Here is a 23,572-nt window from a genome sequence, read left to right on the forward strand (position 1 = left end):
ATGACCGAGCTTATGCAGGCGGACTATATCCCGCTGATCTTCGCCGCCGTCGCGGTGTTCTGCGTCACGGTCTATGTGCTGGCCGACGGGCTGGATCTGGGCGTCGGCATCCTGTTCCTCGCCGCCCCGCGCGACGCCGACCGCGACCTGATGATGGCCTCGATCGAGCCGGTATGGGACGGCAACGAGACCTGGCTGGTGATGGGCGGCACGCTGCTGTTCGCCGCCTTTCCCGCCGGCTACTACATCCTGCTGCCGGCCTTCTATCTGCCGATCATGTTCATGCTGTTCGCGCTGATCTTCCGGGGCGTGGCATTCGGCTTCCGCCTGCAGGCGGCGCGCTTCCGTCTGGTGTGGGATATCGCCTTCTTTGCTGGCTCGGTGCTGGCGACCTTCTGCCAGGGGTTGATCCTGGGTGGGCTGATCAATGGCGTGCCGGTCGAGAACGGTATGTTTGCGGGCGGGCCGTTCAGCTTCCTCAGCCTGCTCGGCATTATGTGCGGGGCTGGCCTCGTCGGCGGCTATGCGCTGATCGGCGCGGGCTGGCTGATCTGGAAAACCGACGGCGCGACGCAGGTCTTCGCCCGCGAGATCGCCCATGCCGCGCTCATCCTCACGGGCGCGATGATGGCTCTGGTCAGCGCATGGAGTGCATGGAGTGTACCGGAAGTGGCGGCGCGCTGGTTCGCCCTTCCCAATCTGCTGATGCTCGCCCCCGTGCCGCTGGCGACGCTCGCCGTCATCGCCGCGATCTGGCGCGGCATCTGGGAGGGCGCGCAGCCCCGCACTTTCCTGCTGGCCCTGTCGCTGTTTGCGCTCGGGCTGATCGGGCTGATCGTCAGTCTCTGGCCCTATCTCGTGCCCCGCCACGTCACGGTGTGGGACGGCATGTCCGACCCGCAATCGTTGGCCTTCGTCTCGGTCGGCATCGCAGTGATCATCCCGATCGTGCTGGCCTATCAGGCCCATGCCTATTGGGTCTTCCGCGGCAAGACACGGCATGAGGCCGGCGCCTATGGCGGGAATACCGGCTCCTGACGCGGGTTCCTATCCCGATTTGGATCAGCGGCACGGCAAGCGAGAGCACACAATGAACTGGAAATGGTACTTGCGGCTGTGCGCGGCGGCGGTGCTCGCCGTGCTCATGTCCATACCTGCCTCCGCGTCCGGCCCGGGCGGCGGGCGGCGCGGCGCGCTCCTCCAGGCGACGGAAATTCCGGGCGCCGGCCGATATGGGTCGGTCTACCGTATCCTTTATCGCTCGAGCACATCGCGGAACACGCCGGTCATCGTCTCCGGTCTCGTCATGATCCCGGATGGACCGGCCCCGGCGGCGGGACGGCCCGTCGTTTCATGGGGCCATGGCACGACCGGGGTCGCCAATGACTGCGCGCCATCCCTGAACGCAGACAGGGCGATGGGCGAGACGCTTGGCCTCAAGCCGTTGCTGCGGGAGGGTTATGTGGTGGTCTCCACCGATTATCCCGGCCTCGGTTCGCCCGGCGTCCACCCCTATCTGGACGGCATCAGCGCCGCCCGTGCGATGATCGACGCGGTGCGTGCCGTGCGGCAGTTGGCGCGGGCCCATGCGGGCTCCCGCTATGCGGCCTGGGGGTTCTCGCAGGGCGGTCACGGCGCGTTGTTCGTCGCGTCGATCGCCAAAAGCTACGCCCCGGAACTGACCCTGGTAGGCAGCGCCGCCGCCTCCGCGCCCACGCAACTGCGCCGTCTGCTCCGGGCCGACGCGCAAACTCCGGCGGGGCGTGTCATCGCCGCCTATGCCATCTGGTCGTGGCAGCGTTTTTACGGGGCCCCTGTCGCGGAGATTGCTGATGCGAAGACGATGTCGGTCATCGACGGCGTTGCGCGGGTCTGCAGCCTCAATGCGCTCGAAAATCTTCAGCTTGGGCTCGACAGCCTGGCCTTCCCGCATAGCGGCTTCCTGAAATCCGAACCCAGCGATTCCACCATCTGGGGCCGCCTGATCGCGAAGAACAGCGCCCCCGAGACGCCACGCGATGTGCCGCTCCTGATCCTTCAGGGCGGCGTCGACCAGATCGTCGAGGCGCCCATCACACGGCGCTACGTCAAGCGGCTGTGCGAGAGCGGCCGGCGTGTCACCTATGTCGAGATGGCCGGCGTCGACCACGGGACCGCCGCGCGCCGTGGCGCCGACATGGCCGTGAAGTGGCTGACGGACCGCTTCTCGGGTCAGCCCGCCGCCTCCAATTGCCCCGCTGCCGCGGATTGAACCGGCATCCGCCGATACAGCGTCACCCGACGGTGCGAACCGTCGATGACGTATCAGCCCGCGTCGGCAGCGCCAGCGTCACGAACCAGCAGATGAACAGCATCACCGCCGAACCGATGAGGCAGGCATAGATGCCGCCGAACTGGTAGAGGAAGCCGGAGGCGAGAATGCCGATGAAGCGCCCCGCGGCGTTGGCCGCATAATAGAAGCCGACATCCTCCGCCGCCTTCTCCGAGCCCGCATAGGCGAGCACCAGATAGGAATGCACCGAAGAATTCACCGCGAAGGCGATACCGAACACCGCGAGCCCGACGACCAGCACCAGGGTCGGGTCAGGCGGGGCCAGCACCAGCGCCGCAGCGATCAGCACGGGCACGACGGCCAGCGCCAGCGACCACCAGCGCGCGGCCGGCACCTCGCGCGACAGCCCGTCGGCACTGCGGGCAACGAGCGAGGGCGCCGCCGCCTGCACCAGCCCGTAACCGATGGTCCACAGCGCCAGGAAGGCGCCGACCATCGTGAAGGTCCAGCCATTGGCATAGAGGAACACCGGCACGCCGACAACGAACCATACGTCCCGCGCGCCGAACAGGGCGACGCGCGCGGCGGCCAGAAGATTGATGCCTTTGGACTTGGCGAACAGCTCGCGCGCGCTGCGGCTGGCCTTGGCCTTGCCCATCATCGCCGGCAGCGAGAACACCACGCCGAGCATCACCAGGAACAGAGCGCCCGCCATCAGCCACAGCCCATAGCGGAAGCCGACGAGTTGCAGCAGCAGCCCGCCAAGGAAGAAGCCGACGCCCTTCATCGCGTTCTTCGAGCCGGTGAACCAGGCCACCCATTTGAACAGCCGGCCCTCCGCCTCGCCGGAAGCCTGCGATTCCGTGATCTTGATCGCCGACTTGGAGGCGGTCTTGGTGAGGTCCTTGGCGACGCCACACACGCCCTGTGCCAGTAGCACCCAGGTCACCAGCAGCGTGCTACCCCATTCGGGAGAGGCGGCGGACAGCAGCAGGAAGCCGGCGATCTGCGTGACCAGCCCGACGGTCAGCATGCGGGTTATGCCGTAGCGCGCCGCCAGCCAGCCACCGATGAAGTTCGCGCCGATGCCCGCCGCCTCATAGAGCAGGAACAGGAAGGCGAGCGTGAACGGCGAGTAGCCAAGCTGGAAAAAGGTGAACAGCACCAGCATGCGCAGGGCGCCATCGGTGAGGGTGAACCCCCAATAGGCCGCCGTCACGATGGCGTAGTTGCGCAGCCCGCCGGCCGATGAGCCCGCCATGTTCAGATCCCGACTTCGTTCATGTGGCAGGCGAGATCGACCATCCGGCAGGCATAACCCATCTCGTTGTCGTACCAGGCATAGACCTTGAGCAGCGTCTCATCAGTGACCATGGTCGACAGGCCGTCGACGATCGAGGACCGGGTGTCGCGGGCATAGTCGGCGGAGACCAGCGGGCGCGGCTCGTAGCCGAGAATGCCGGCGAGCGGGCCTTCGGCGGCGATACGGTACAGCTCGTTCACCTCCTCGACCGTGGTCGGGCGCTGCATCTCGAACACCGCATCGGTGAGCGAGGCGTTGAGCACGGGCACGCGCACCGCATGGCCGTTGAGCTTGCCTTTCAGTTCCGGATAGATCAGCGCAATGGCGGTGGCGCTGCCCGTCGTAGTCGGCTGAAGCGACAGCATGGCGGAGCGGGCGCGGCGCAGATCCTTGTGGGGTGCGTCGACCACGACATTGGTATTGGTCGGGTTGTGGATCGTGGTGATCTGCCCGTGGCGGATGCCGATCGCCTCATGCACCACCTTCACCACGGGGGCGAGGCAGTTGGTGGTGCAGGACGCCGCCGTCACGATAGGATGCACAGCCGGATCGTAGAGGTGCTCGTTGACGCCGACGACGACATTGAGGACCGAAGGGTCCTTCACCGGCGCGGCGACGATGACCCGCTTGGCGCCGCGGTCAAGATGCCCCTGCAGGACGGCCGGGGTCAGGAACTTGCCCGTGCATTCCAGCACGACATCGACGCCCAGATCGCCCCACGGGATATCGGCCGGCGCGGCATGGGCGGAAAAGGAAATGCGCTTGCCGTCGATCATGACGGCATCTTCCCCGGCGGTCTCGATCTGAGCGCGCCAGCGGCCCTGCACGCTGTCGAACTCGAGCAGATGCGCGGTGGCCGCAGCACCGCCCTTGATCTCGTTGAAGTGGATCACGTCGAGCCGGTTGCCGGCACGCGGATCGCTGGACTGCCGTTCGGCAGCCCCCATCGCCGCCCGCAGCGCCAGCCGCCCGATCCGCCCCATGCCGCTAATGCCGACTCTCATCCGTCCTGCTCCTAAGGCTGCGGGGCGCAACGCAACGGCTTCATCCGAGCCGCGCCTGTCTCGTCATGGGGCGCTGCTATCCAGCGCGACACTCACCAGCCGCCGGTAACAGGCTTGAATGACACTTCAGTGACATTTTTCGACGCATACTCTCCGGGCAGCCTCCCCCTCCGGGAGCACAGCAACGTGCAGACACAGCAACGACGCCGCAGGCATGCGTCGAGCACATCATCCGACTGGCACTCCAAATCGTCATTATTTCGAGACTATTCGACGCAGAGAGATTCTGCGCCGTCCCAGACGCCTTCCGCAGCTCGCGCATCCCGACTGGGCGAGCGAGTCGGTGGGAGCCTCAGTTTGCGGAGAGTGCGGCCTGGCGTGACAGGAAAGCGGCGAGCCAGAAGCCGCACGCCAGCAGCAGCGTCAGCACGATGATGGCGAGCAGCACGCCATCATAGGAGCCCGACATCGACCAGATCACCGCCGCGCCCAGCGGCGCCACCGCGCGCGAAATCGTGCTGGGCGCCGACATGGCTCCGTTCACCGCGCCATAGGCCTCGCGGGTGAGCATTTCCGGCACGGACAGGCCACGCACGATGGTGGTGATGCCGTTCGCCGCACCGTAGAGCAGCGCCACGACGGCGATCAGCAGGAAGCTTGGTGGCAGCACATCGAGCGCGACCAGCGCCAGCGGGAACACCGCCACCGTGACCGAGCCGATCACCCGCACCGGCGCGCGCGGCGCGAACAGCCAGATGGCGATGCGTCCCGCCACCTGCGCCGGGCCGATCAGCGTCATGGCCGCGACCACGGAAGATACCTCGAACCCCTTCTCCACCAGCAGGGGATAGAGATGGAAGGTGAACGCCGAGAACGCCGCCGAATAGGCGGTGAAAGCCACCGCCAGCGCCCAGAACACCGGCTGGCGCGCCGCCCAGGCCACCGCTGCCCTCCCGCTCAGCGCCGGCAGGCCGCTTGAACCGCGATGCATCGGCGCATCGGCGGCGGGGTCGATCACCGACCAATAGCAGCCGGCACAAATCAGGATGTTGATCGCCGCCAGCACCATCAGCGCGTCGCGCCAGCCAATCGTATCGAGCAGCACCTGCACCAGAGGGATGAACACGGTCGAGGCGAAGCCGCCCCATAATGTCAGGGCTGTGATCCCGGCCCGCGCATGGGAGGGACCGGAGCGGCGGGCGATGACGGCAAAGGCCGGATCGTAAAGCGTCGCCGCCTGCAGCGCGCCGATGCCGGCCACCGCGACATAGAACAGCGCCATGCTCTCGGCCTGCGACCACAGCACGAGCAGCAAGCCGGCCAGCACCGAGCCAATGGTCATGATCGCGCGGCCATGGCCACGGTCGATGGCGGCGCCGATCGGATAGGCCGCCACACCTGCCAGAGCGAGGCCGAGCGTCGCAGCACCATAAAGCACGCTTTTCGACCAGCCGAGCTCATGTCCCATAGCCTCGGCGATCAGCGGGAAACTGTAATAAAGCGAGCCCCAGGAGCAGACCTGCCCGATACCCAGGCCGGTGACGAACAGGCTGCGCGCGCCAGGCGGGCGATGTTCGCGCGCGCCGGACAGAAGGAAATTCTCGCTCACGTCGATACTCCGCCGGCGGCGGCATCGGCCGTGACGCATCCCGCGTCGGCACAGCATTCGTCCGCGAGATAGCCGATCAGGGCATTCATCGCCGGATAATGCGCGCGGCAGATCAGGGTCGTGGCGTGGCGCTCCTGCGTCACCAGCCCGGTCTCGACAAGGCGTTTCAGATGATGCGACAGCGTCGAGGCGGCGATGCCGATCCGCTCCTGCAAGCCCCCGACCGGCAGGCCGGCAGGCCCCGCCCGGACCAGCGTCCGGTAGATCTGCAGACGGGTCGGATTGCCCAGTGCTTCGAGCTGGCGAGAGGCTATTTCGAGATTCATGGAAATACGATAAAGGCCGCTCCGGCCAACGGTCAATCCCTATTTCGACAATTGTCGAAATTCAGGCCGCAGCGCCCCGGGCGCCGGATCGAACCCACTCACGAACCCGCGCCTGAGGGCGCCGTCGCGGGGAACCATTTTTTGCCGAGCCGCAGGGCGACATGTACCAGCAAGATCAGCACGGGCACCTCGACCAGCGGACCGATGACCGCGGCGAACGCCACCGGCGAGGCGAGGCCGAAGGCGGCGATGGCCACCGCGATTGCCAGCTCGAAATTATTGCCGGCGGCAGTGAAGGCAATCGCCGTGGTGCGCGGATAATCCGCCTCGATCAGCTTGCCCATGGCGAAGCTGATCAGGAACTGGACGATGAAATAGATCGTCAGCGGAATGGCGATGATCACCGCGTCCATCGGCAGGCGCACGAGATCGCCGCCCTTCAGGCTGAACATCGCGACGATGGTGAACAGAAGCGCGCCGAGCGTGATCGGGCTGATCTTCGGCAGAAAGACGTTCTCGTACCAGTCCGCACCCTTCCGAGCGATGAGGATGCGGCGGGTAAGGAAGCCGGCGAGGAACGGAATGCCGAGATAGATCAGCACCGCCTCGGTGATGGTCCAGAAGCTGACATCGACCACGCTGCCCTCCAGCCCGAACAGCGGCGGCAGCACGGTGAGGAACAGCCAAGCATAGGTTGAAAAGAACAGGATCTGGAAGATCGAGTTGAACGCCACCAGCCCGGCGACATACTGGTTGTCGCCCTTGGCCAGCTGGTTCCACACCAGCACCATGGCGATGCAGCGCGCCAGCCCGATCAGGATCAGCCCGGTCATGTATTCCGGGTGGTCGCGCAGGAAGATCACGGCCAGCGCGAACATCAGCGTCGGGCCGATCAGCCAGTTCTGCACCAGCGAGAGCACCAGCACGCGCTTGTCGGCGAACACCCGGTGCAGTTCCTCGTACCGCACCTTGGCGAGCGGCGGGTACATCATCAGGATCAGGCCGATGGCGATCGGAATATTGGTGGAGCCGACCGCCAGTGTGTTCAGCGCCTCCGGCAGGCCCGTGAACACCGTGCCCAGCACGACGCCGAGCGCCATCGCCGCGAAGATCCACACGGTGAGATAACGGTCGAGGAAGGACAGCCGTGCGGCCAGCCGGGGCGTGATCGCCAGGGTCTGTGACATGAGGGCTCCAGTTCGGTTTCAGGCGGCGCGCGTGCCGTGGGAGTCGACGACCAACTGGCCGTCTTCCTTGCGGAACTCGCCGCGCTGGGGGGCGTCGAGCAGGTCGAGCACGGTCTCCGACGGCCGGCAGAGCCGAACGCCGCGCGCGGTGACAACGATAGGACGGTTGATCAGGATCGGATGCGCCATCATCGCGTCGAGCAGCGTTTCCTCGCTGAGTGCGGGGTCGCCGAGCCCCAGTTCGGCATAAGGCGTGCCTTTTTCCCGCAGCAGAGCGCGCACGGGAATGCTCATGCGGGCGATCAGCGACACCAAGTCCGCGCGGCTCGGCGGGGTCTTCAGATATTCGATCACCGTCGGAGTGAGGCCGGCATTGCGAATGAGCCCCAGCACGTTGCGTGACGTGCCGCAGGCGGGGTTGTGATAGATCGTGACGTCGGCACTCTCAGGTGACATGGCACGCCCCCTCAGGCGACATCGCGCCGGGGACTGGTGGCGCCCTCGCCGCGACCGATTTCGTGCAGCCGAGCTCCCAGTGTCAGTGTATCGAGACTGCGGATCGGCAGGGCGGTGAAGGCGGAGATCCGGTTCTTGAGATAGCGGAAGGTGCGGGCGAAGGCGGCCTCCTTCTCGATCTCGGTACCTTCAGCGGCGGCGGGGTCCTCGATACCCCAATGCGCGGTCATCGGCTGGCCGGGCCAGACCGGGCAGGTCTCGCCCGCCGCGCTGTCGCAGACGGTGAAGACGAAATCCATCACAGGCGCGTCGGGGGCGGCAAATTCATCCCAGCCCTTGGAGCGCAGACCATCGGCCGGATAATCCAGGCTGCGCAGCGTCGTCAGTGTCAGCGGGTGCACGCTGCCCCTGGGCTGGCTGCCGGCGGAGAAAGCCCGGAAGCGGCCGTGGCCGTCCTTGGCGAGGATTGATTCCGCCATCAGCGAACGGGCGGAATTGCCGGTGCAGAGAAACAGGACGTTGTAGATGTGACCGAGCGACGTCGTGTCAGACATGGCACGCCTCCTTGGCGGCATTGGCTCCTGCCAGGCAGCAGGGCTGAAGATCGGCGATCAGCGGGGCACAGATGTCCGGCTTTCCGCCGCAACAATCCTTCAGGATGAAGGATGCGAGATGACGCACCGCGTCCAGTCGAGCGCGGTAGATGATGAGGCGGCTCCGGCGCTCCGCGACGATCAGACCGGCGCGGGCGAGAATGCCGAAATGGGCGGAGAGCGTGTTGTGCGGCACATCAAGCCGACGCGCGATCTCGCCGGCCGGCATGCCTTCGGGCTCATGCGCGATGAGCAGCCGGAAAACATCGAGCCGAGTCGACTGCGCGAGTGCCGCGAAGGCTATGAGAGCTTGATCCGTGTCCATATGTCGACGATATCCGACATATGGACACGGATCAAGCATCTTCGATGGCGACACTCTGTAGATGCCAACAGGGCCGAGTTTTTACCGGTCGCTGCGCTTAGGTCCCACGCGCAGCCAATGTCATCTCGGTGGCGCCTTCCATCACCGAAATATCGCTGAGGCGGGCCTTCAGGGCGGTGAGATCAAGGGTGTCCAGGGGAAGATTGACGAAGGCGGACATGCGGGCCGCGATCTGCCGATAGGTGGCCAGGAACGCGGCACGCAATTGCGCCTCGGTGCCGCCCGATGCGGTGGGATCGGCAAGACCCCAATGTGCCGTCAGCGGATGGCCGGGAAAAACCGGACAGCTTTCACCGGCGGCCGCGTCACAGACAGTGATCACGAAATCCATCGGCTCGACGGCGCCGCCGGCGAACTCGTCCCAGCCCTTCGAACGCAGATCCTCGGTCGTGTAGCCGAGCGAGCGCAGCAGATCGAGCGCCAGCGGATGCGGCGCGCCGCGTGGGACGCTGCCCGCGGAGAAAGCACGGAAACGCCCGCGTCCCTCGCGGTTTAGCACCGCCTCCGCCATGATCGAGCGCGCCGAATTATGCGAGCACACCAGAAGCACATTGTAGCGCCGCTCCGCCGGCTCGCCCGGTCGCAAGCGCGGAAATCCCGCCCCTTCGTCCGCCGACCTCGGCAATTCCCCAAGCAGCAGATCAAGAATCGACGCCGCCCGCCCGGCTCTGGCCGAATAGATGATCGACCGCCCTTCGCGGCGTGAGGCCACCAGTCCCGCCCGCTCCAATTGAGCCAGATGGGTCGACATCGTGTTGTGCGGGACCGCCAGCAGGCGGGCGACATCCCCCGCATTCAACCCGAAGGGCGCGTAGCGCAGCAACAGGCGGAAGGCGTCGAGCCGGGTCGACTGGGCCAGCGCGTCGAACATCGCGACAGCATCGTCCGACAACAGCCGCTTCACATCCCTCGCCTCACCCTGCATCACGTCACCCTGCTTTCGTTTCAGCTTCCGCTCTTGAACGTCGCCCCCACCAGCGGCTCGGGGAGCGGACCGCGAGCCGGACGAGAAAATAACGGCGCGTGGAGCACTCTCAAAGCTCGATCTGTCGGGATTAACCGACGAACCTGCAAGGACACTGTACGACGCTTCCATGACGCGGGGTCGTAACCACGCCGCTGGTTCGCCGCGCCGTGTCGTCGTTGAGAGCCCCGGTAGAAGGATTGAGCCTAACGCGCCAGAAAGTGCGGCATCGCCCCCCCAAATGGAAGCCGATCACCACGCGGGCCCGCAGCAGGACCAGATGGTAACGATTCCTGCCGGATGGCGGCCTGCGTTCTTATTTATGAAAATTCAGAAATCTCTTATTCTTCAAAGAGATAGTGGCGCGCCCGAAGAGATTCGAACTCCTGACCCCCAGATTCGTAGTCTGGTGCTCTATCCAGCTGAGCTACGGGCGCCCGGCTTCCCGAGGGAAGCGTTTCGCGGCATGTGCTGCCAGCGAGGGCCGTCTGCTACCCCGTTTCGGCGGAGGATGCAAGACGTTGTCGTGTCATAGATGACTGTCCACAGGCTTATCGGCAAATTACCGGTCAGCGGATCTCGAAGGGGAGATTGGCGGTGGCGGCGGCGCCGCGGCTGTCCAGCACCTCGACGAACAGGCGATAATGGCCGGCGGCGAGGCCGCCGATGCGGGCGCCGGTGGGGCCGGCGGTGCTGATGGCCTCGGGATAAGCCTTTGGCAATGCTTCAGGATCGCCGCCGATGCCACGCGCCCGGCTTTCCGCCATGACGGTCCAGCGGACCTCGATCGGATCACCATCCGGGTCGAGGGCGTCGAGGGTGACGGCACCGCCTTCCGGGCCCCAGCTGGCGAAGGGGGCGCTGGGATCGGCGGAGAGGCGCAGGGAGGCGATGCGGGGCGCGTGGTTGCCGTCCGGTGTCGTGCCGCCCCAGGATTCCGCCATGGATTCAAGGGGTTCGGTCCATTCTCCTGTCGGCAGGAACAGGCTGTGGAAAGTCGGCGTGACCTCTTGCTTCTGCCCCCAGAAAAACGTCACGGCACCCGCCTGCTGATCGCCTAACGCCTTGAGATAGCGACGGAATTGAATCGACTTCTGGGTCGATGAGGGCTCGAAGGGGGCGCCCCAGGGGGTGGTCGCGGCCTGCCATTGGCCCAAAGCGCCCATCTCGGCGATGACGATCGGGCCGGTCCAGCCTTGCCCGCGGGCCCGCTCCGCGACGGAAAAAAGCGCGTCGCCATAAGAGTTTATGCCGAGCACGTCGATGGAGGGGGCGGCTTGGCGCAGGTGAGCTGCCTTGTCACCGCCGATCTCGGCGAGCACCGCCATGGTCGGGTGATCCGGGTCCAAGCCCTTGACCATGCTGGCGATTTTCTCGATCTCCGGCCAGACGCCGGCGGGATCGGCGAGATCGACCTCGACCTCGTTGCCGATGCCCCACATCAGCAGCGCCGGATGATTTTTGTATTTATTGACAAGGGCTTGCAGCTCGTCGCGCTGGCGGGCGACAAAAGCGGCGTCGCCATAATCGGCGCCCTGCCGGGGCTGGCCGACCCAGAGGCCGACAATGACCTTGAGACCGGCCGCCTGTGCCGCGTCGAGCAGCGCGCCGGGGTCGCCGCCATAGGAGCGGACGGTCGTCGCACCCAATGATTTCAACAGGTTGAGACGCCCCTCCCCGGCCGCGCCGCGCACCGCGAAGGGCGCCCCATCGACCTCGATCGCACGGCCGGCGACCGTGACCTCGGCGGCGGCCGCCGGCCGGAGCGTCAGTGCAGTGAGGTGGACGATCAGGCCAGTGAGAACGAGCGGGAGGGCAATGAGACCGCGACGGCGCCGCCCACGCGAGGCCCCGGCCGGGACGACCGACGGAGCGCCCGCCTCCCCCACTCCGTTCCGCCGCTCACCCATGCGAGCGGGCGGCGCGGTGGGCATCGAGATCGACCGGCCGGTCGGGCACGCGCAGCTGGAAGGTGGCGCCGATGGTGCCGGGCACGAGCTGGACGCCGCCGCCATGGGCCTGCATCAGCTCGGCGGCGATGGCGAGGCCGAGGCCGGTGCCGCCGCGCCGGGCGGACCCCTGGAAGGCCTCGAACAGATGCGCGCGGGCACGCTCGGGCACGCCGGGGCCGGTATCGGCCACCTCGATGATGGCGATGGTGCCCTCGCGCCGCCCGGTGATGCGGATCTGGTCGCGAATCGGGTCGTTCGGGGCGCGGGCGGACAGCGCCTCCATGGCGTTGCGCGACAGGTTGAGCAGCACCCGGAACAGCTGGTCCGGGTCGGCATCGACCTTCATGCCGCGCTCGATCGAGGCCACCCAGCCGATGGAAGGGGCCTCCTCGCCGGTGCCGCCGAGGCCCAGCGTGTCGCGCACCTCCGCCACCAGCGGGCCGAGCGGCACCATGCGGCGCTCCGGCGGGGGCTCCTGCGCCCGGCCATAGGCCAGCGTGTGCTGGCAATAGGCGATGGCACGGTCGAGCGCGGCCTCCAGCTTGGGGGCGAAACGCTGCACCGCCGGGTCCTGAATATCGGCCAGACGGTCGGAGATGAGCTGGACGGAGGCGAGCAGGTTGCGCAGATCGTGATTGATCTTGGAGACGGCGAGGCCGAGCGCCGCGAGATGGCTTTTCTGCTGCAGGGTCTCGCCGATCTGCTGCTGCATGACGACGAATTCGCGCTCGGCGAGGCCGATCTCGTCCATCCGCTCGGGCGGGCCGAGCACCGGCACCGGCACGGCCGGGTTCTCGCGAAAGGCGATCATGCGCTGGGTGAGGCGCCGCATCGGCCGCACGAACATCCAGGCGAGGCCGAGATAGACCAGCGCCCCGGTAAGCGCGGCGATGACCAGCGACACCAGCAGGATGTTGCGGGTGAAGCGCATCATCGCCTTGCGCAGCGGGGTCTCGTCCAGAACGATCTCGACGAAGCCGTCGCCGCGCGGCGGATTGCCGACGACGCGGATAATCCGTCCATCGGAGGCGGCCAGGGTGTCGAACGCCTCCGACACCGCCTGGAGCGGGTCGACGTCGCGCAGATCGACATGCAGGTCGACTTCCGGCGGCATCTCGCTGGAGGCGAGCAGGCGGCGCGTATCGTCCCGCTTCAGGGCGACGGTGATAGCGCCGACGCTGCCGAGCAATTCGCGGGTGAGCTGCGGGGGAATCATCCCGTCGGGCGCCGCGTCCAGCACCAGCGCCGCCGTGCGGGCAGCGGCCAGCCGGTCGGACAGCCAGTTGACGCGGAAGGAGGCGACCGCCGGGACGATGATCAGCACCTCGGCCAGCAGCACGAAGGCAAGGGTGAAGGCCAGCAGCTTGCCGGACAGGCCGAGATGGCGGGGAATCGGCGCACGGGCGCCAAGGCGCGGCGTGGTGCCCGCCCGGCGCGCGCCATCGCTGGCCGCCCGGCTGTCGGGCAGGCCCGCCGCGTCGTTCAGGCGCTCCAGCCGGTCTTCCATCGGTCCCCTTCTCGCCACGGCCGGAGCCGGGCCTTTGATCATACACCCGCCGGCGCCGCCCGCCCCCGCGCGAATCGCGCGCGCATGGCACGGCGGGAATGCGGCGGCGGCACGGCAATTCTCATTGGCACGTCGTTTCCCGCGGGACGGATCTCGCGAAAGAGCCGATCCCCGGAAATACGCGGCGCCCCGCCCGCTGGATGCCGGGCGGCGGCCTTACGCGCCCGGAAATCGTCAGCGGACAACGCCCGCGTCCTTTCCCTCATCTATGGCGTCCCGCGCCCCGCACCAGAGCCCGCGCGCTTTTCGCGTGCGGGTTCCGCCGAAAGCAGCAGAACGGGAGCCACTGGGCCCCGCGCTGTCGGGCGCCCGCCCCCGCTCCGGCGGCAGGCGGACCGCCCGAGCGGGGCCATCACCCGAAGCGTGACGCGCCGTAACGAGGGGTGACGCGCCAGCATTGCGCGGGGATTGCGCGGCAGCCGCCATGGCCTCACCATCCCCAGCGAATGCCGGCCTGCCCGCCGCAGGCGGCGACGCGGGCCCGACGCGCCGCAGCACGTCAACTTGCACCATGTCGACTTGCAGTACGCCCACTTCCAGCAGCACGCCCACTTCCAGATTGACTCGGTCCGGCGCCGCCCCTATAAGCCGCCCCAACCTCGGCTGCCCAGCGGTCGGGTTGTCCCCCGCCTATGCGCAGTTGCGCCGCGACAGGTTTCGCGGCCGGCCGGATGCGGGACGGCATCCCGGTTCGGGCGGCGTCAATGAAACAGCGGAGAGATACCCGTGAAGCGCACTTATCAACCGAGCAAGCTCGTGCGCGCCCGCCGGCACGGCTTCCGTGCGCGCATGGCGACCCGCAACGGCCGCAAGATCATCAATGCCCGCCGGGCCCATGGCCGCAAGCGCCTGTCCGCCTGATATCGTTTCGCGGCCCCTAATGGCTGGGGCGCGCGGCCCTGCCGCCTGAGGATCGGCGCCTTCATGCACCGGCTCGTCACGCGCAAGGACTTTCTGGCCGCAGCCTCCGGGCTGCGCGCCAATTCCGGCCCGCTGCTGTTGCAGGGCCGTGACCGCGCCGACGCGGCGCCGCCCCGAATCGGGCTCACCGTCACCAAGAAACATGGCAATTCCGTCGTCAGGAACCGCATTCGTCGGCGCCTGCGCGAAGCGGTGCGCGAGGCCCTGCCCCGCGCCGGGCGCGACGGCTTCGATTATGTGATCGTCGCCCGGCGTGCCGCGATGACCGTGCCGTTTTCCGACCTTATCAACGACATAGAGCGGGGCATCGCCCGCCTCCACTCAGGAAGCCGGCGCCGGCCGGCTGCCGCGACGCCCACCCATGCGCCGCTGCCCAAGGCCGCCTCGACAGAGAGAACTGCCCATGACCAGTGAAAACCGAAACATGATCGTCGCCATCGTGCTGTCGATGGCGGTGCTGATCGCCTGGCAGTTCTTCTCCGGCGTCCCGCAGATGGAGCAGCAGCGCCAGGCCCAGCAGCAGGCGGAGTTGCAGCAGCAGCAGGCCGCGCAGACGGCCGGCTCGACCGCCCCGACGCCGGGCGGCGCCACCGCGCCGAACGCGGCGCCGGGCACCGCCGCGGCCCTGACCCGCGATCAGGCGCTGGCCCGCGCCCCGCGCGTCGCCATCGACACGCCGCGCGTGGTCGGCTCGGTCAATCTGCGCGGCGGGCGAGTCGACGACCTGTCGCTGAAGGATTACCGGGAGACGGTGAAGGACGACAGCCCGATCATCGTGCTGCTCTCGCCCTCGGGCGGGCCGAACCCGTTCTACGCCGAATTCGGCTGGGTGCCGGGTGCCGGCTCGACCGTGAAGGTGCCGGACGGGCAGACCGTGTGGAGCGTCGCCGACGGCGCCCGCCTCACCCCCGACACGCCGCTGGAACTCAGCTTCGACAACGGCGCCGGCCTCATCTTCCGCCGCACCATCACCATCGATGCCAACTACATGTTCCATGTGGTCGACAAGGTGGACAACGCGACCGCCGAGCCGGTGGCGCTGCATCCCTATGCGCTGGTCTCGCGCCACGGCACCCCGCACACGCTCGGCTACTATATCCTGCATGAGGGCCTGATCGGCGTGACCACCGAGGGTGGCCTGCACGAGATCAAGTATGCCGACATCGCCGAGCGCAAGACCGAGACCTTCGCCTCCACCGGCGGCTGGCTCGGCATCACCGACAAATACTGGGCCGCGACCGTCATCCCCGGCGCGGAAGAGAAGGTGCAGGCGCGCTTCTCCGCCGCCCAGGCCGGGCCGGACCTGATCTACCAGACTGATTTCCTCGGCGATCCGGTAACGGTCGCCCCCGGCGCCAGCGCGCAGACCGACGCCCGCCTGTTCGCCGGCGCCAAGGAAGTGCGCGTGGTCGACGGCTATGACGCCGCCTACAATATCGACCGCTTCGACCTGCTGATCGACTGGGGCTGGTTCTATTTCATCACCAAGCCGCTCTTTCTGGTGATCGACTGGATCTACAAGGGCGTCGGCAATTTCGGCGTCGCCATCCTGATCGTCACCGTGCTGCTCAAGGGCATCTTCTTCCCGCTCGCCAACAAGAGCTACGCCTCGATGGCGAAGATGAAGGCGGTGCAGCCGGAAATCACGGCGCTGCGCGAGCGTTACGGCGACGACAAGATGAAGCTCCAGCAGGAGATGATGGCGATCTACAAGAAGGAGAAGATCAACCCGGTCGCGGGCTGTCTTCCGATCCTGATCCAGATCCCGGTCTTCTTCGCGCTCTACAAGGTGCTGTTCGTCACCATCGAAATGCGGCACGCGCCGTTCTTCGGCTGGATCCAGGACCTCTCGGCGCCCGACCCGACGACCATCTTCAACCTGTTCGGGCTGATCCCGTGGGATCCGGGCACGGTGCCGGTGATCGGCCACTTCCTGATGCTCGGCGTGTGGCCGATCATCATGGGCTGCACCATGTGGGCGCAGATGAAGCTCAACCCGGCCCCGCCGGACCCGACGCAGAAGATGATCTTCGACTGGATGCCGCTGGTCTTCACCTTCATGCTGGCGAGCTTCGCCTCGGGCCTCGTCATCTACTGGGCGTGGAACAACACCCTCTCGGTGCTCCAGCAGTCGATCATCATGCGCAAGAATGGCGTGAAGATCGAATTGTGGGACAATCTCAAGGGCATGTTCGTCCGCAAGAAGCCGAAGGCCGGCTAGGTGGCAGATACCCCCGAGACCCAGGACGACAACACCTCCGGCGGACCCTCGCCGGAGGAGATCGAGGCCGGGCGGCGGCTGTTCGCCGGCGACTGGCAGTTCCTCACGGCGGCGCCGACGATCGAGACGCTGCCGCCGATGCGCACCATCGAGATCGCCTTTGCCGGCCGCTCCAATGTCGGCAAGTCGAGCCTCGTCAACGCGCTGACCGGGCGCAAGGCGCTGGCCCGCACCTCGGTGACGCCGGGCCGCACGCAGGAGCTGATCTTCTTCGGCCTCGGCCCGGAGCTGACGCTGGTCGACATGCCCGGCTACGGCTTCGCCAAGGCGCCGAAGGACAAGGTCGACGCCTGGACCGCGACCGTGCACGCCTATCTGCGCGGCCGGGCCAACCTTGCCCGCGTCTTCGTGCTGATCGATTCCCGCCATGGCCTGAAGCCGATCGACCGCGAGGTGCTGGACGGGCTCGACAAGGCGGCGGTGTCCTATGCCGTGGTGCTGACCAAGGCCGATGAGCTGAAGAAGGGCGAGCTGGAAACCCGGATCGCCGAGACGCAGGCCGGGCTCGCGCGCCGGCCGGCGGCATTCCCCACCGTGTTCCCCACCTCCTCGCGCGAGGGCAGCGGCATCGGCGAACTGCGCGCCGCCGTGGTGCGGCTGATGGCCGAGCGCGGCGTCGGCTAAGCCCTTTCCTTACCGGGATAAGGTGCCGGCTAAATTAATGCGTCCAGCCACTGCGCGCCGGCCGGATTTGTTCGCCGGCGATTGATCGCGGTCATATCCTCGTCCGGTCGGACCGCCATAGTGCGGCCCGATCACAGGAGGATTTGCCATGCCCAAGATGAAAGCCGCCATCTTCGTCGAGCCCGGCCGCATCGTGCTGGACGAGAAGCCGATCCCCGACATCGGGCCGCTCGACGCGCTGGTGCGCATCACCACCACCACCATCTGCGGCACTGATGTTCACATCCTCAAGGGCGAGTACCCGGTCGCCCGCGGCCTCACCATCGGCCATGAGCCGGTCGGCATCATCGAGAAGCTCGGCTCGGCGGTGACCGGCTATCGCGAGGGCCAGCGCGTCATCGCCGGGGCGATCACCCCGTCGGGCTATTCCTATGCCTGCCTGTGCGGCTGCGGCTCGCAGGACGGCGCCGGCACCAAGCACGGCTTCAAGGCCACCGGCGGCTGGAAGTTCGGCAACACCATCGACGGCACGCAGGCCGAATATGTGCGGGTGCCCGACGCGCTCGCCAATCTCTCGCCGATCCCGGACGGGCTCACCGACGAGGAAGTGCTGATGTGCCCGGACATCATGTCGACCGGCTTCTCCGGCGCCGAGAGCGGCGCAGTGCAGATCGGCGACACGGTGGTGGTGTTCGCGCTCGGCCCGATCGGCCTGTGCGCGGTGGCCGGCGCCAAGCTCAAGGGCGCCACGACCATCATCGGCGTCGACACGGTGCCCAAGCGGCTGGAGATCGCCCGCCAGCTCGGCGCCAACCACATCGTCGACTTCAAGAATGGCGACGTGGTCGAGCAGATCATGGCGCTGACCGACGGGCGCGGCGTCGATGTCGCGATCGAGGCGCTGGGCACGCAGGCGACGTTCGAGGCGGCGCTGCGGGTGCTGCGGCCGGGCGGCACGCTGTCCAGCCTCGGCGTCTATTCCAGCGACCTGACCATCCCCTTGAGCGCCTTCTCGGCGGGGCTGGGCGACAACAAGATCATCACCACCCTGTGCCCCGGCGGCAAGGAGCGGATGCGCCGGCTGATGGACGTCATCGCCTCCGGCCGCGTCGATCTCAAGCCGCTGGTCACCCACCGCTTCAAGCTGGACGACATCGAGGCGGCCTATGACCTCTTCTCCCACCAGCGCGACGGCGTGCTGAAGGTGGCGATCACGCCCTGAGGGCCACCCTTCGCGGCCGTGCGGCGCCGCATGGCCGCGGCATCGCCCCCGTCATCCTGAGGTGCCCGCGTCAGCGGGCCTCGAAGGACGCAGAGGCGGGCATCGCGCCCCGGCACGGGCCTGCGTGCTTCGAGGCCGGCCTTTGGCCGGCACCTCAGCATGACGGGCGTTCGGCCGGGAGGCACTCGCCCGCGGTGGCCCCCGGCAGATGCGCGGCGTCCATGCGGCAGCCCTGGCGCCACGCACGGGCGTTCAGTCTCGCGTTGATTGTCGGGCAACGAACGACCAGAGTGCGCGTTATCGAGCGATGGGCACCATGGCCCATCACTCTCATAGGGAAGGCATCGTCGATGAACCTCTTGTCAGCACTAAAGGTCGGGCTCCTCGCATTGGCAACGCTCATCGGCGCCGTATCGATGGCGAGCGCGGCTGACGGCACCATCAGCATCCGCATCGTGAAGGCCGGCTTCATCGTCGGCGGCTCCGGCGGAGACGGCGTGCTGACGTTTCAGGGCCGCAAATATCCTCTCTCGGTCGGCGGGCTGAGCTATGGCCTGACCTTCGGCGCTTCCGAGACCCGCCTGCGCGGCACGGTCAAGAACATCCGCCAGGCGTCTGACGTGTCCGGCGTCTATGCTCAGGGCGGTGCGGGCGCCGCGCTCGGCAAGGGCGCGCAGGTCGTCGTCCTGACGAACCAGAACGGCGCCGTTCTGGAGCTGGGCGGCGAGCAGAAGGGCCTCATCGTCAGCCTTGATCTGAGCGGGCTTGCTCTGTCGCTCAAGTGACGCTGCCGATGTAGCAGCGGCGGCCTCGCTGGCCTCCGCCCCGCCGTCATCAGATCAGCGACATCGCCCGTCGATGAGGCGGCTCCGGGCGCACGCTGCGTCCGTGGATCCCCGGGTCAAGCCCGGGGATGACGGCGTTCAGGTAACCAGAGTCATCCTGAGGTGCCCGCACGGACATGCCGGCTATGCCGGCACTTCGCTTCTTCCGTCATCCTGAGGTGTCCGCGCCAGCGGGCCTCGAAGGACGCAGGCGACACCCGCGCCTCGGCACGGACCTGCGTGCTTCGAGGCCGGCCCTCAGGCCAGCACCTCAGCATGACGGGCGTGAAGGGAAGCCATGGCTCCCCGGGTCAGGCCCGGGGATGACGGCGTATCGGCGGGAGCCCCCGCTATGTCGATGGCGGGGGATGCTGGCCCAGCGACGGGATAACGTGTTTTTGAAGCGATGACGGCGCGTGGGCCGGCGCCGGCGGGTCAGCTCTTGGACCCGCGCTGGCGGGCGCGGGCTGCGTCGGAAACCGGCTCGCGCCAGATGCGGCCGGCGTCAGCGGGGAAGCGCGCGCGGCGCGTCAGCCATCATTGGCGCTGGAGAGGTTCTCCGTGGCGATGTAGCCGGCCTTCTGATCGCGCAGGCGCAGGCCCGCGCCGCCACCGGAACTCGCCTCCCCCGCAGCCAGGAAGACGACGCCCGCCGCCTCCAGCGCCCGGCGCAGGCGCGCCGCCTCGCCGGGATCGGCATCAAGGCCGGGCTCGCGCCCCTGCTCGAATTCATGCAGCCAGTCGGTGGGCACATGGGCCCGCTCGGCCAGCTCCGCCGGCGACCAGTTGAGCAGCGCCCGCGCGGCACGGCATTGGGCAGAGTTCAGGGCATATTGGGCAGGAAGGGTGGTCTCGGGCATCAGGCGCTCCTCGCAGCGGGCCGGTGGCGCGAGAGCCACCGGCTGTCGCCTCCTGAGGTAGGGCGCGCGGCCGGCCTGTGCAGCCCCGCGCGCGCCTTTGATATCCCCTCCCGCTCCTTCGGTGCGGCCCGGCGACCGGATGCCAAGCGGCGGCGCGCGGTCATGACGCGATGTCAGGCCGCGTCGGTGGCCGGCGTGCCGGTGAGGATGGCGTGGATCGAGGCGCTGTCGCGCGACTGGCGCAGCTTGCGGGCGACCTCGGGGTCGCGCAGCAGCCGGGCGACGCGGGCCAGCGCCTTGAGGTGATCGGCGCCCGCCGCCTCGGGGGCGAGCAGCAGGAAAATGAGGTCGACCGGCTCGCCATCCAGCGATTCGAAGTCGATCGGCTTGTCGAGCCGGGCGAACATGCCGAACAGCTTGTCCATCTTGGCGAGCTTGCCATGGGGAATGGCGATGCCGCTGCCGACGCCGGTGGAACCGAGGCGCTCGCGCTGGTTGAGCGTCTCGAAAATCTGTCGCTCGTCACGGCCCAGCAGTTCCGCCGCCTTGGCGGACAGCTCCTGAAGCGCCTGCTTCTTGCTGGTGACCCTGAGAGCCGGGAAGACGGCTGGAAGCGCCAATATGTCGTTCAAGGCCATTGCGGGATCCGGGTCGTGGCGAGAGGAAGCGCGCGGGCCACCGAGGGGGCCGCGCGCGCTTCAGAAAAAGAGCGGGTCAATGAAGGTCGTCCGCCAGGGCGGCAGAGGCACCGTTCGGCGTGGCCAGCGTCTCCGGCGGATCAACCCAGCCCACATGCCCGTCGACGCGGCGGTAGACCACATTGATGCGGCCATGGCCGGCATGGCGGAACACGAGCACGGATGCGCCAGTGAAATCGAGTTCGAGCACGGCGTCGCTGACGGCGAGGCGCGGCAGCTTGGTGGTCGCCTCGGCCACCACGGTCGGCGACCAGCCTTCCATCGCGTCCTCTTCCTCATCCGGCGCGGAGAGGACGGTCAGCGGGGCGGTCTCCATCAGCGGAGCCAGAAGCTCGCTGGCGTGCTCGCCATTGGTCGGGCGGCGCTTCACGCGGCTCTTGTAGCGGCGCAGCCGCGCCTCGATCCGCTCCACGGCGGCATCGGCGCTGGCATAGGGGTCCTGCGCGCCCGCATGGGCCTGCAGGACGGTGCCGCTGTCCAGATGCAGCGCGCAGTCCGAGCGATAGCCGGAGCCCTCGCGGGCCACCGTGACGTGGCCGGACCAGCCCCCGTCGACATATTTCTCCATGGCGACGGCAACACGTTCGGCAACCCGTTGCCGGAGCGCCTCGCCCACGTCGATATTTTTCCCTGAAACCCGCAGCGGCATGGTGACTAGTCCCTCTGCTGGGGCATGCCCGCGGCGGCCCTTGCAACGCGGACCCCGCGACCTGCCCGAACCCCCTACTTGCCCGGCCGGTGCCTTAAAGAGGTAGGAGCCGGAAGGGAAAGTGTCAACGATGGCGGTGGATAGGTCCCCGGAAGCGCCGGGGGCAGGCGGGCGCCGCAAGGCTCACGCAAGGCGCCGCGCGCGCGAACGGCCAGCGGGCGGGTGATTCGGGCGGCCGCAGGGCCGCCCAGCCGGCGCTCAGCCGGCGGCGGCCTGCTTCTCGCGCCGGCGCTGCACCGAGGAGGGGATGCGCATCGCCTCGCGGTACTTGGCCACGGTGCGGCGGGCGATGTCGATGCCGGCCTCGCGCAGGCGCTGCACCAGCGTGTCGTCGGACAGCACGTCGTCCGGGCTCTCCGCGTCGATCATCTGCTTGATGCGGAAGCGCACGGATTCGGCCGAATGCGCCTCCCCGCCATCGGCCGAGGAAATGGAGGACGAGAAGAAATACTTCATCTCGAAGATTCCGCGCGGCGTCGCCATGTATTTGTTGGATGTCACGCGCGACACGGTGGATTCGTGCATGCCGATCGCGTCGGCCACGATGCGCAGGTTGAGCGGGCGCAGATGCTGCACGCCGAGCGTCAGGAACGCATCCTGCTGGCGCACGATCTCGGTGGCGACCTTGAGGATGGTGCGGGCGCGCTGGTCCAGCGAGCGGGTCAGCCAGGTCGCGGTCTGCATGCACTCGCTGAGGAAGGCCTTTTCCTTCTCGCCGCGCGTGGTCTTCTGCACCCGCGAATAATAGGCCTGATTGACCAGCACGCGCGGCAGCGTGTCGGAATTCAGCTCGACCAGCCAGTTCTCCGTGCTGCCGCGCACGAACACATCCGGCACGATCGGCTGGATGATGCCGGAGCCGAAAGCGAGGCCGGGCTTGGGATTCAGCCGGCGGATCTCCGCCACCATCTCGGCGAGGTCCTCGTCATCGACGCCGCAGACCCGCTTCAGCGTGTTGAATTCGCGCCGGGCGAGCAGTTCGAGATGGGCCAGCAGCGCCGCCATGGCGGGGTCGTAGCGGTTGCGTTCCTTGAGCTGGAGCGCGAGGCACTCGGCCAGCGAGCGCGCGCCGATGCCCGGCGGATCGAAGCCCTGGATGACGGTGAGTACCTGCTGCACCACGGCCAGCGGCGCGCCCAGACGCTCGGCGACGCCAGCGAGATCGGCCGATACATAGCCGGCTTCGTCGATCATATCGATCAGATTGGTGCCGATCAGGCGCTGCACCGGATCGAGGATGGCGAGGCTGAGCTGGCTTTCCAGATGGTCGGCCAGCGTGGTCTGGGCGGAGACGAAGGCTTCGAGATTGTAATCGTCGCCGTCGCGCCCGCCGGAGCCGACGCCGGACCATTCCGAATAGGCGGCGCCGTCGAGCCCGGTGGGCGGGCCGGCGGGCTCGCGCCCGGCATCGTCGGGAAACACGTTCTCAAGGCCGGTGTCGAGCCGGTCCTCGATGGCGCTGCGCGAGGAATCGAGCCGCTCCTCCAGCCAGTCGGCGGTGTGGCCTTCCTCATTGGTGGCGACGCGGCTGTCGGCATCGCCATGAACGCCGCTTTCGGCGCGCTCATTCTCGGCGATGCTGTCATCCTCGCGGCGCTCGCCCTCGGGCTCGGCCTGGCGCTCCAGCAGCGGGTTGCGCTCCAGCTCGGCCTCGACATAGGCGACGAGGTCGAGATTGGAGAGCTGCAGCAGCTTGATCGCCTGCATCAGCTGCGGCGTCATCACCAGAGACTGGGTCTGGCGGAACTCCAGGCGCGGGCCTAGCGACATGGCGCGCGACCTCCGGGGGCGGCCGGATCGGGGACGGGATCGGGC

General features: G+C 67.7%; 23 protein-coding genes and 1 tRNA gene. 8 read left to right on the plus strand and 16 right to left on the minus strand.

Annotated features, from left to right (window positions below; all coding sequences use genetic code 11):
- Positions 1-1,038 carry a cytochrome d ubiquinol oxidase subunit II gene (gene cydB / locus KIP89_RS08065; RefSeq protein ID WP_213754872.1) on the plus strand — a complete coding sequence of 346 codons (1,038 nt, stop codon included), beginning with the start codon at positions 1-3 and terminating at the stop codon, positions 1,036-1,038.
- Between the two features lie 70 nt (positions 1,039-1,108).
- Positions 1,109-2,251: an alpha/beta fold hydrolase gene (locus KIP89_RS08070; RefSeq protein WP_250152278.1), complete on the plus strand. Its 1,143-nt coding sequence runs from the start codon at positions 1,109-1,111 to the stop codon at positions 2,249-2,251.
- A 22-nt stretch (positions 2,252-2,273) separates the two neighbouring features.
- Here KIP89_RS08070 and arsJ read toward each other — a convergent pair whose 3' ends face one another.
- The 12 genes from arsJ to KIP89_RS08130 all read right to left on the minus strand — a co-directional run bounded on the left by arsJ (position 2,274) and on the right by KIP89_RS08130 (position 13,558).
- The gene (gene arsJ / locus KIP89_RS08075) at positions 2,274-3,533 is read right to left on the minus strand and encodes an organoarsenical effux MFS transporter ArsJ (protein ID WP_213754873.1); all 1,260 of its coding nucleotides are present in this window, start codon (positions 3,531-3,533) and stop codon (positions 2,274-2,276) included.
- Between the two features lie 2 nt (positions 3,534-3,535).
- Entirely contained in the window at positions 3,536-4,579 is a 1,044-nt protein-coding gene (locus KIP89_RS08080; protein ID WP_213754874.1) for an ArsJ-associated glyceraldehyde-3-phosphate dehydrogenase, read from the minus strand.
- Between the two features lie 352 nt (positions 4,580-4,931).
- Positions 4,932-6,188, minus strand: coding sequence for an MFS transporter (locus KIP89_RS08085; RefSeq protein ID WP_213754875.1), 1,257 nt, complete (start codon positions 6,186-6,188; stop codon positions 4,932-4,934).
- Positions 6,185-6,514 carry an ArsR/SmtB family transcription factor gene (locus KIP89_RS08090; RefSeq protein ID WP_213754876.1) on the minus strand — a complete coding sequence of 110 codons (330 nt, stop codon included), beginning with the start codon at positions 6,512-6,514 and terminating at the stop codon, positions 6,185-6,187. The genes KIP89_RS08085 and KIP89_RS08090 overlap by 4 nt, the downstream gene beginning before the upstream one ends.
- A gap of 98 nt (positions 6,515-6,612) precedes the next feature.
- On the minus strand, positions 6,613-7,701 hold the full coding sequence (gene arsB / locus KIP89_RS08095; RefSeq protein ID WP_213754877.1) for an ACR3 family arsenite efflux transporter: 1,089 nt from the start codon (positions 7,699-7,701) through the stop codon (positions 6,613-6,615).
- 18 nt (positions 7,702-7,719) lie between these two features.
- Positions 7,720-8,157 (minus strand): arsenate reductase (glutaredoxin), encoded by a 438-nt coding sequence (gene arsC, locus KIP89_RS08100; RefSeq protein ID WP_213754878.1) that lies wholly within the window; start codon positions 8,155-8,157, stop codon positions 7,720-7,722.
- Positions 8,158-8,168: 11 nt separating this feature from the next.
- On the minus strand, positions 8,169-8,711 hold the full coding sequence (locus KIP89_RS08105; protein WP_213754879.1) for an arsenate reductase ArsC: 543 nt from the start codon (positions 8,709-8,711) through the stop codon (positions 8,169-8,171).
- Complete coding sequence (locus KIP89_RS08110; protein ID WP_213754880.1) at positions 8,704-9,075, minus strand: ArsR/SmtB family transcription factor; 372 nt, start codon at positions 9,073-9,075, stop codon at positions 8,704-8,706. The genes KIP89_RS08105 and KIP89_RS08110 overlap by 8 nt, the downstream gene beginning before the upstream one ends.
- Before the next feature lie 97 nt (positions 9,076-9,172).
- A complete protein-coding gene (locus KIP89_RS08115; protein WP_369807078.1) occupies positions 9,173-10,039 on the minus strand; it encodes a metalloregulator ArsR/SmtB family transcription factor in 867 nt (288 codons plus the stop codon).
- A 420-nt stretch (positions 10,040-10,459) separates the two neighbouring features.
- A tRNA-Arg gene (locus KIP89_RS08120) sits at positions 10,460-10,536 on the minus strand.
- Positions 10,537-10,668: 132 nt separating this feature from the next.
- Positions 10,669-11,988 (minus strand): glycoside hydrolase family 2 TIM barrel-domain containing protein, encoded by a 1,320-nt coding sequence (locus tag KIP89_RS08125; protein WP_369807079.1) that lies wholly within the window; start codon positions 11,986-11,988, stop codon positions 10,669-10,671.
- 13 nt (positions 11,989-12,001) lie between these two features.
- Complete coding sequence (locus KIP89_RS08130) at positions 12,002-13,558, minus strand: sensor histidine kinase (RefSeq protein ID WP_213754882.1); 1,557 nt, start codon at positions 13,556-13,558, stop codon at positions 12,002-12,004.
- 786 nt (positions 13,559-14,344) lie between these two features.
- Between KIP89_RS08130 and rpmH the strand changes: the two genes are divergently transcribed.
- The 6 genes from rpmH (at position 14,345) to KIP89_RS08160 (ending at position 19,451) form a co-directional block, all read left to right on the plus strand.
- A complete protein-coding gene (rpmH, locus tag KIP89_RS08135; protein WP_013165198.1) occupies positions 14,345-14,479 on the plus strand; it encodes a 50S ribosomal protein L34 in 135 nt (44 codons plus the stop codon).
- A gap of 63 nt (positions 14,480-14,542) precedes the next feature.
- Positions 14,543-14,953 carry a ribonuclease P protein component gene (gene rnpA, locus KIP89_RS08140; RefSeq protein WP_213754883.1) on the plus strand — a complete coding sequence of 137 codons (411 nt, stop codon included), beginning with the start codon at positions 14,543-14,545 and terminating at the stop codon, positions 14,951-14,953.
- Positions 14,943-16,760: a membrane protein insertase YidC gene (gene yidC, locus KIP89_RS08145; RefSeq protein WP_213754884.1), complete on the plus strand. Its 1,818-nt coding sequence runs from the start codon at positions 14,943-14,945 to the stop codon at positions 16,758-16,760. Before rnpA ends, yidC begins: the two co-directional genes overlap by 11 nt.
- Positions 16,761-17,444 carry a ribosome biogenesis GTP-binding protein YihA/YsxC gene (gene yihA / locus KIP89_RS08150; RefSeq protein ID WP_213754885.1) on the plus strand — a complete coding sequence of 228 codons (684 nt, stop codon included), beginning with the start codon at positions 16,761-16,763 and terminating at the stop codon, positions 17,442-17,444.
- A gap of 148 nt (positions 17,445-17,592) precedes the next feature.
- Positions 17,593-18,666: an NAD(P)-dependent alcohol dehydrogenase gene (locus KIP89_RS08155; RefSeq protein ID WP_213754886.1), complete on the plus strand. Its 1,074-nt coding sequence runs from the start codon at positions 17,593-17,595 to the stop codon at positions 18,664-18,666.
- 350 nt (positions 18,667-19,016) lie between these two features.
- Positions 19,017-19,451, plus strand: a complete 435-nt coding sequence (locus KIP89_RS08160; protein WP_213754887.1) for a lipid-binding SYLF domain-containing protein — start codon at positions 19,017-19,019, stop codon at positions 19,449-19,451.
- A gap of 569 nt (positions 19,452-20,020) precedes the next feature.
- Here the strand turns inward: KIP89_RS08160 and KIP89_RS08165 are convergent.
- From KIP89_RS08165 to rpoN, 4 genes are all read right to left on the minus strand, one after another.
- The gene (locus KIP89_RS08165) at positions 20,021-20,350 is read right to left on the minus strand and encodes a helix-turn-helix domain-containing protein (RefSeq protein ID WP_213754888.1); all 330 of its coding nucleotides are present in this window, start codon (positions 20,348-20,350) and stop codon (positions 20,021-20,023) included.
- Between the two features lie 173 nt (positions 20,351-20,523).
- Positions 20,524-20,988: a PTS IIA-like nitrogen regulatory protein PtsN gene (gene ptsN / locus KIP89_RS08170; protein WP_213754889.1), complete on the minus strand. Its 465-nt coding sequence runs from the start codon at positions 20,986-20,988 to the stop codon at positions 20,524-20,526.
- 76 nt (positions 20,989-21,064) lie between these two features.
- Positions 21,065-21,697 (minus strand): ribosome hibernation-promoting factor, HPF/YfiA family, encoded by a 633-nt coding sequence (hpf, locus tag KIP89_RS08175; RefSeq protein ID WP_213754890.1) that lies wholly within the window; start codon positions 21,695-21,697, stop codon positions 21,065-21,067.
- Between the two features lie 258 nt (positions 21,698-21,955).
- A complete protein-coding gene (gene rpoN / locus KIP89_RS08180) occupies positions 21,956-23,527 on the minus strand; it encodes an RNA polymerase factor sigma-54 (RefSeq protein ID WP_213754891.1) in 1,572 nt (523 codons plus the stop codon).
- Between the last annotated feature and the right edge of the window lie 45 nt (positions 23,528-23,572).

The sequence above is a fragment of the Ancylobacter radicis genome (assembly GCF_018449475.1).
In the GTDB taxonomy this organism is placed as follows: domain Bacteria; phylum Pseudomonadota; class Alphaproteobacteria; order Rhizobiales; family Xanthobacteraceae; genus Ancylobacter; species Ancylobacter radicis.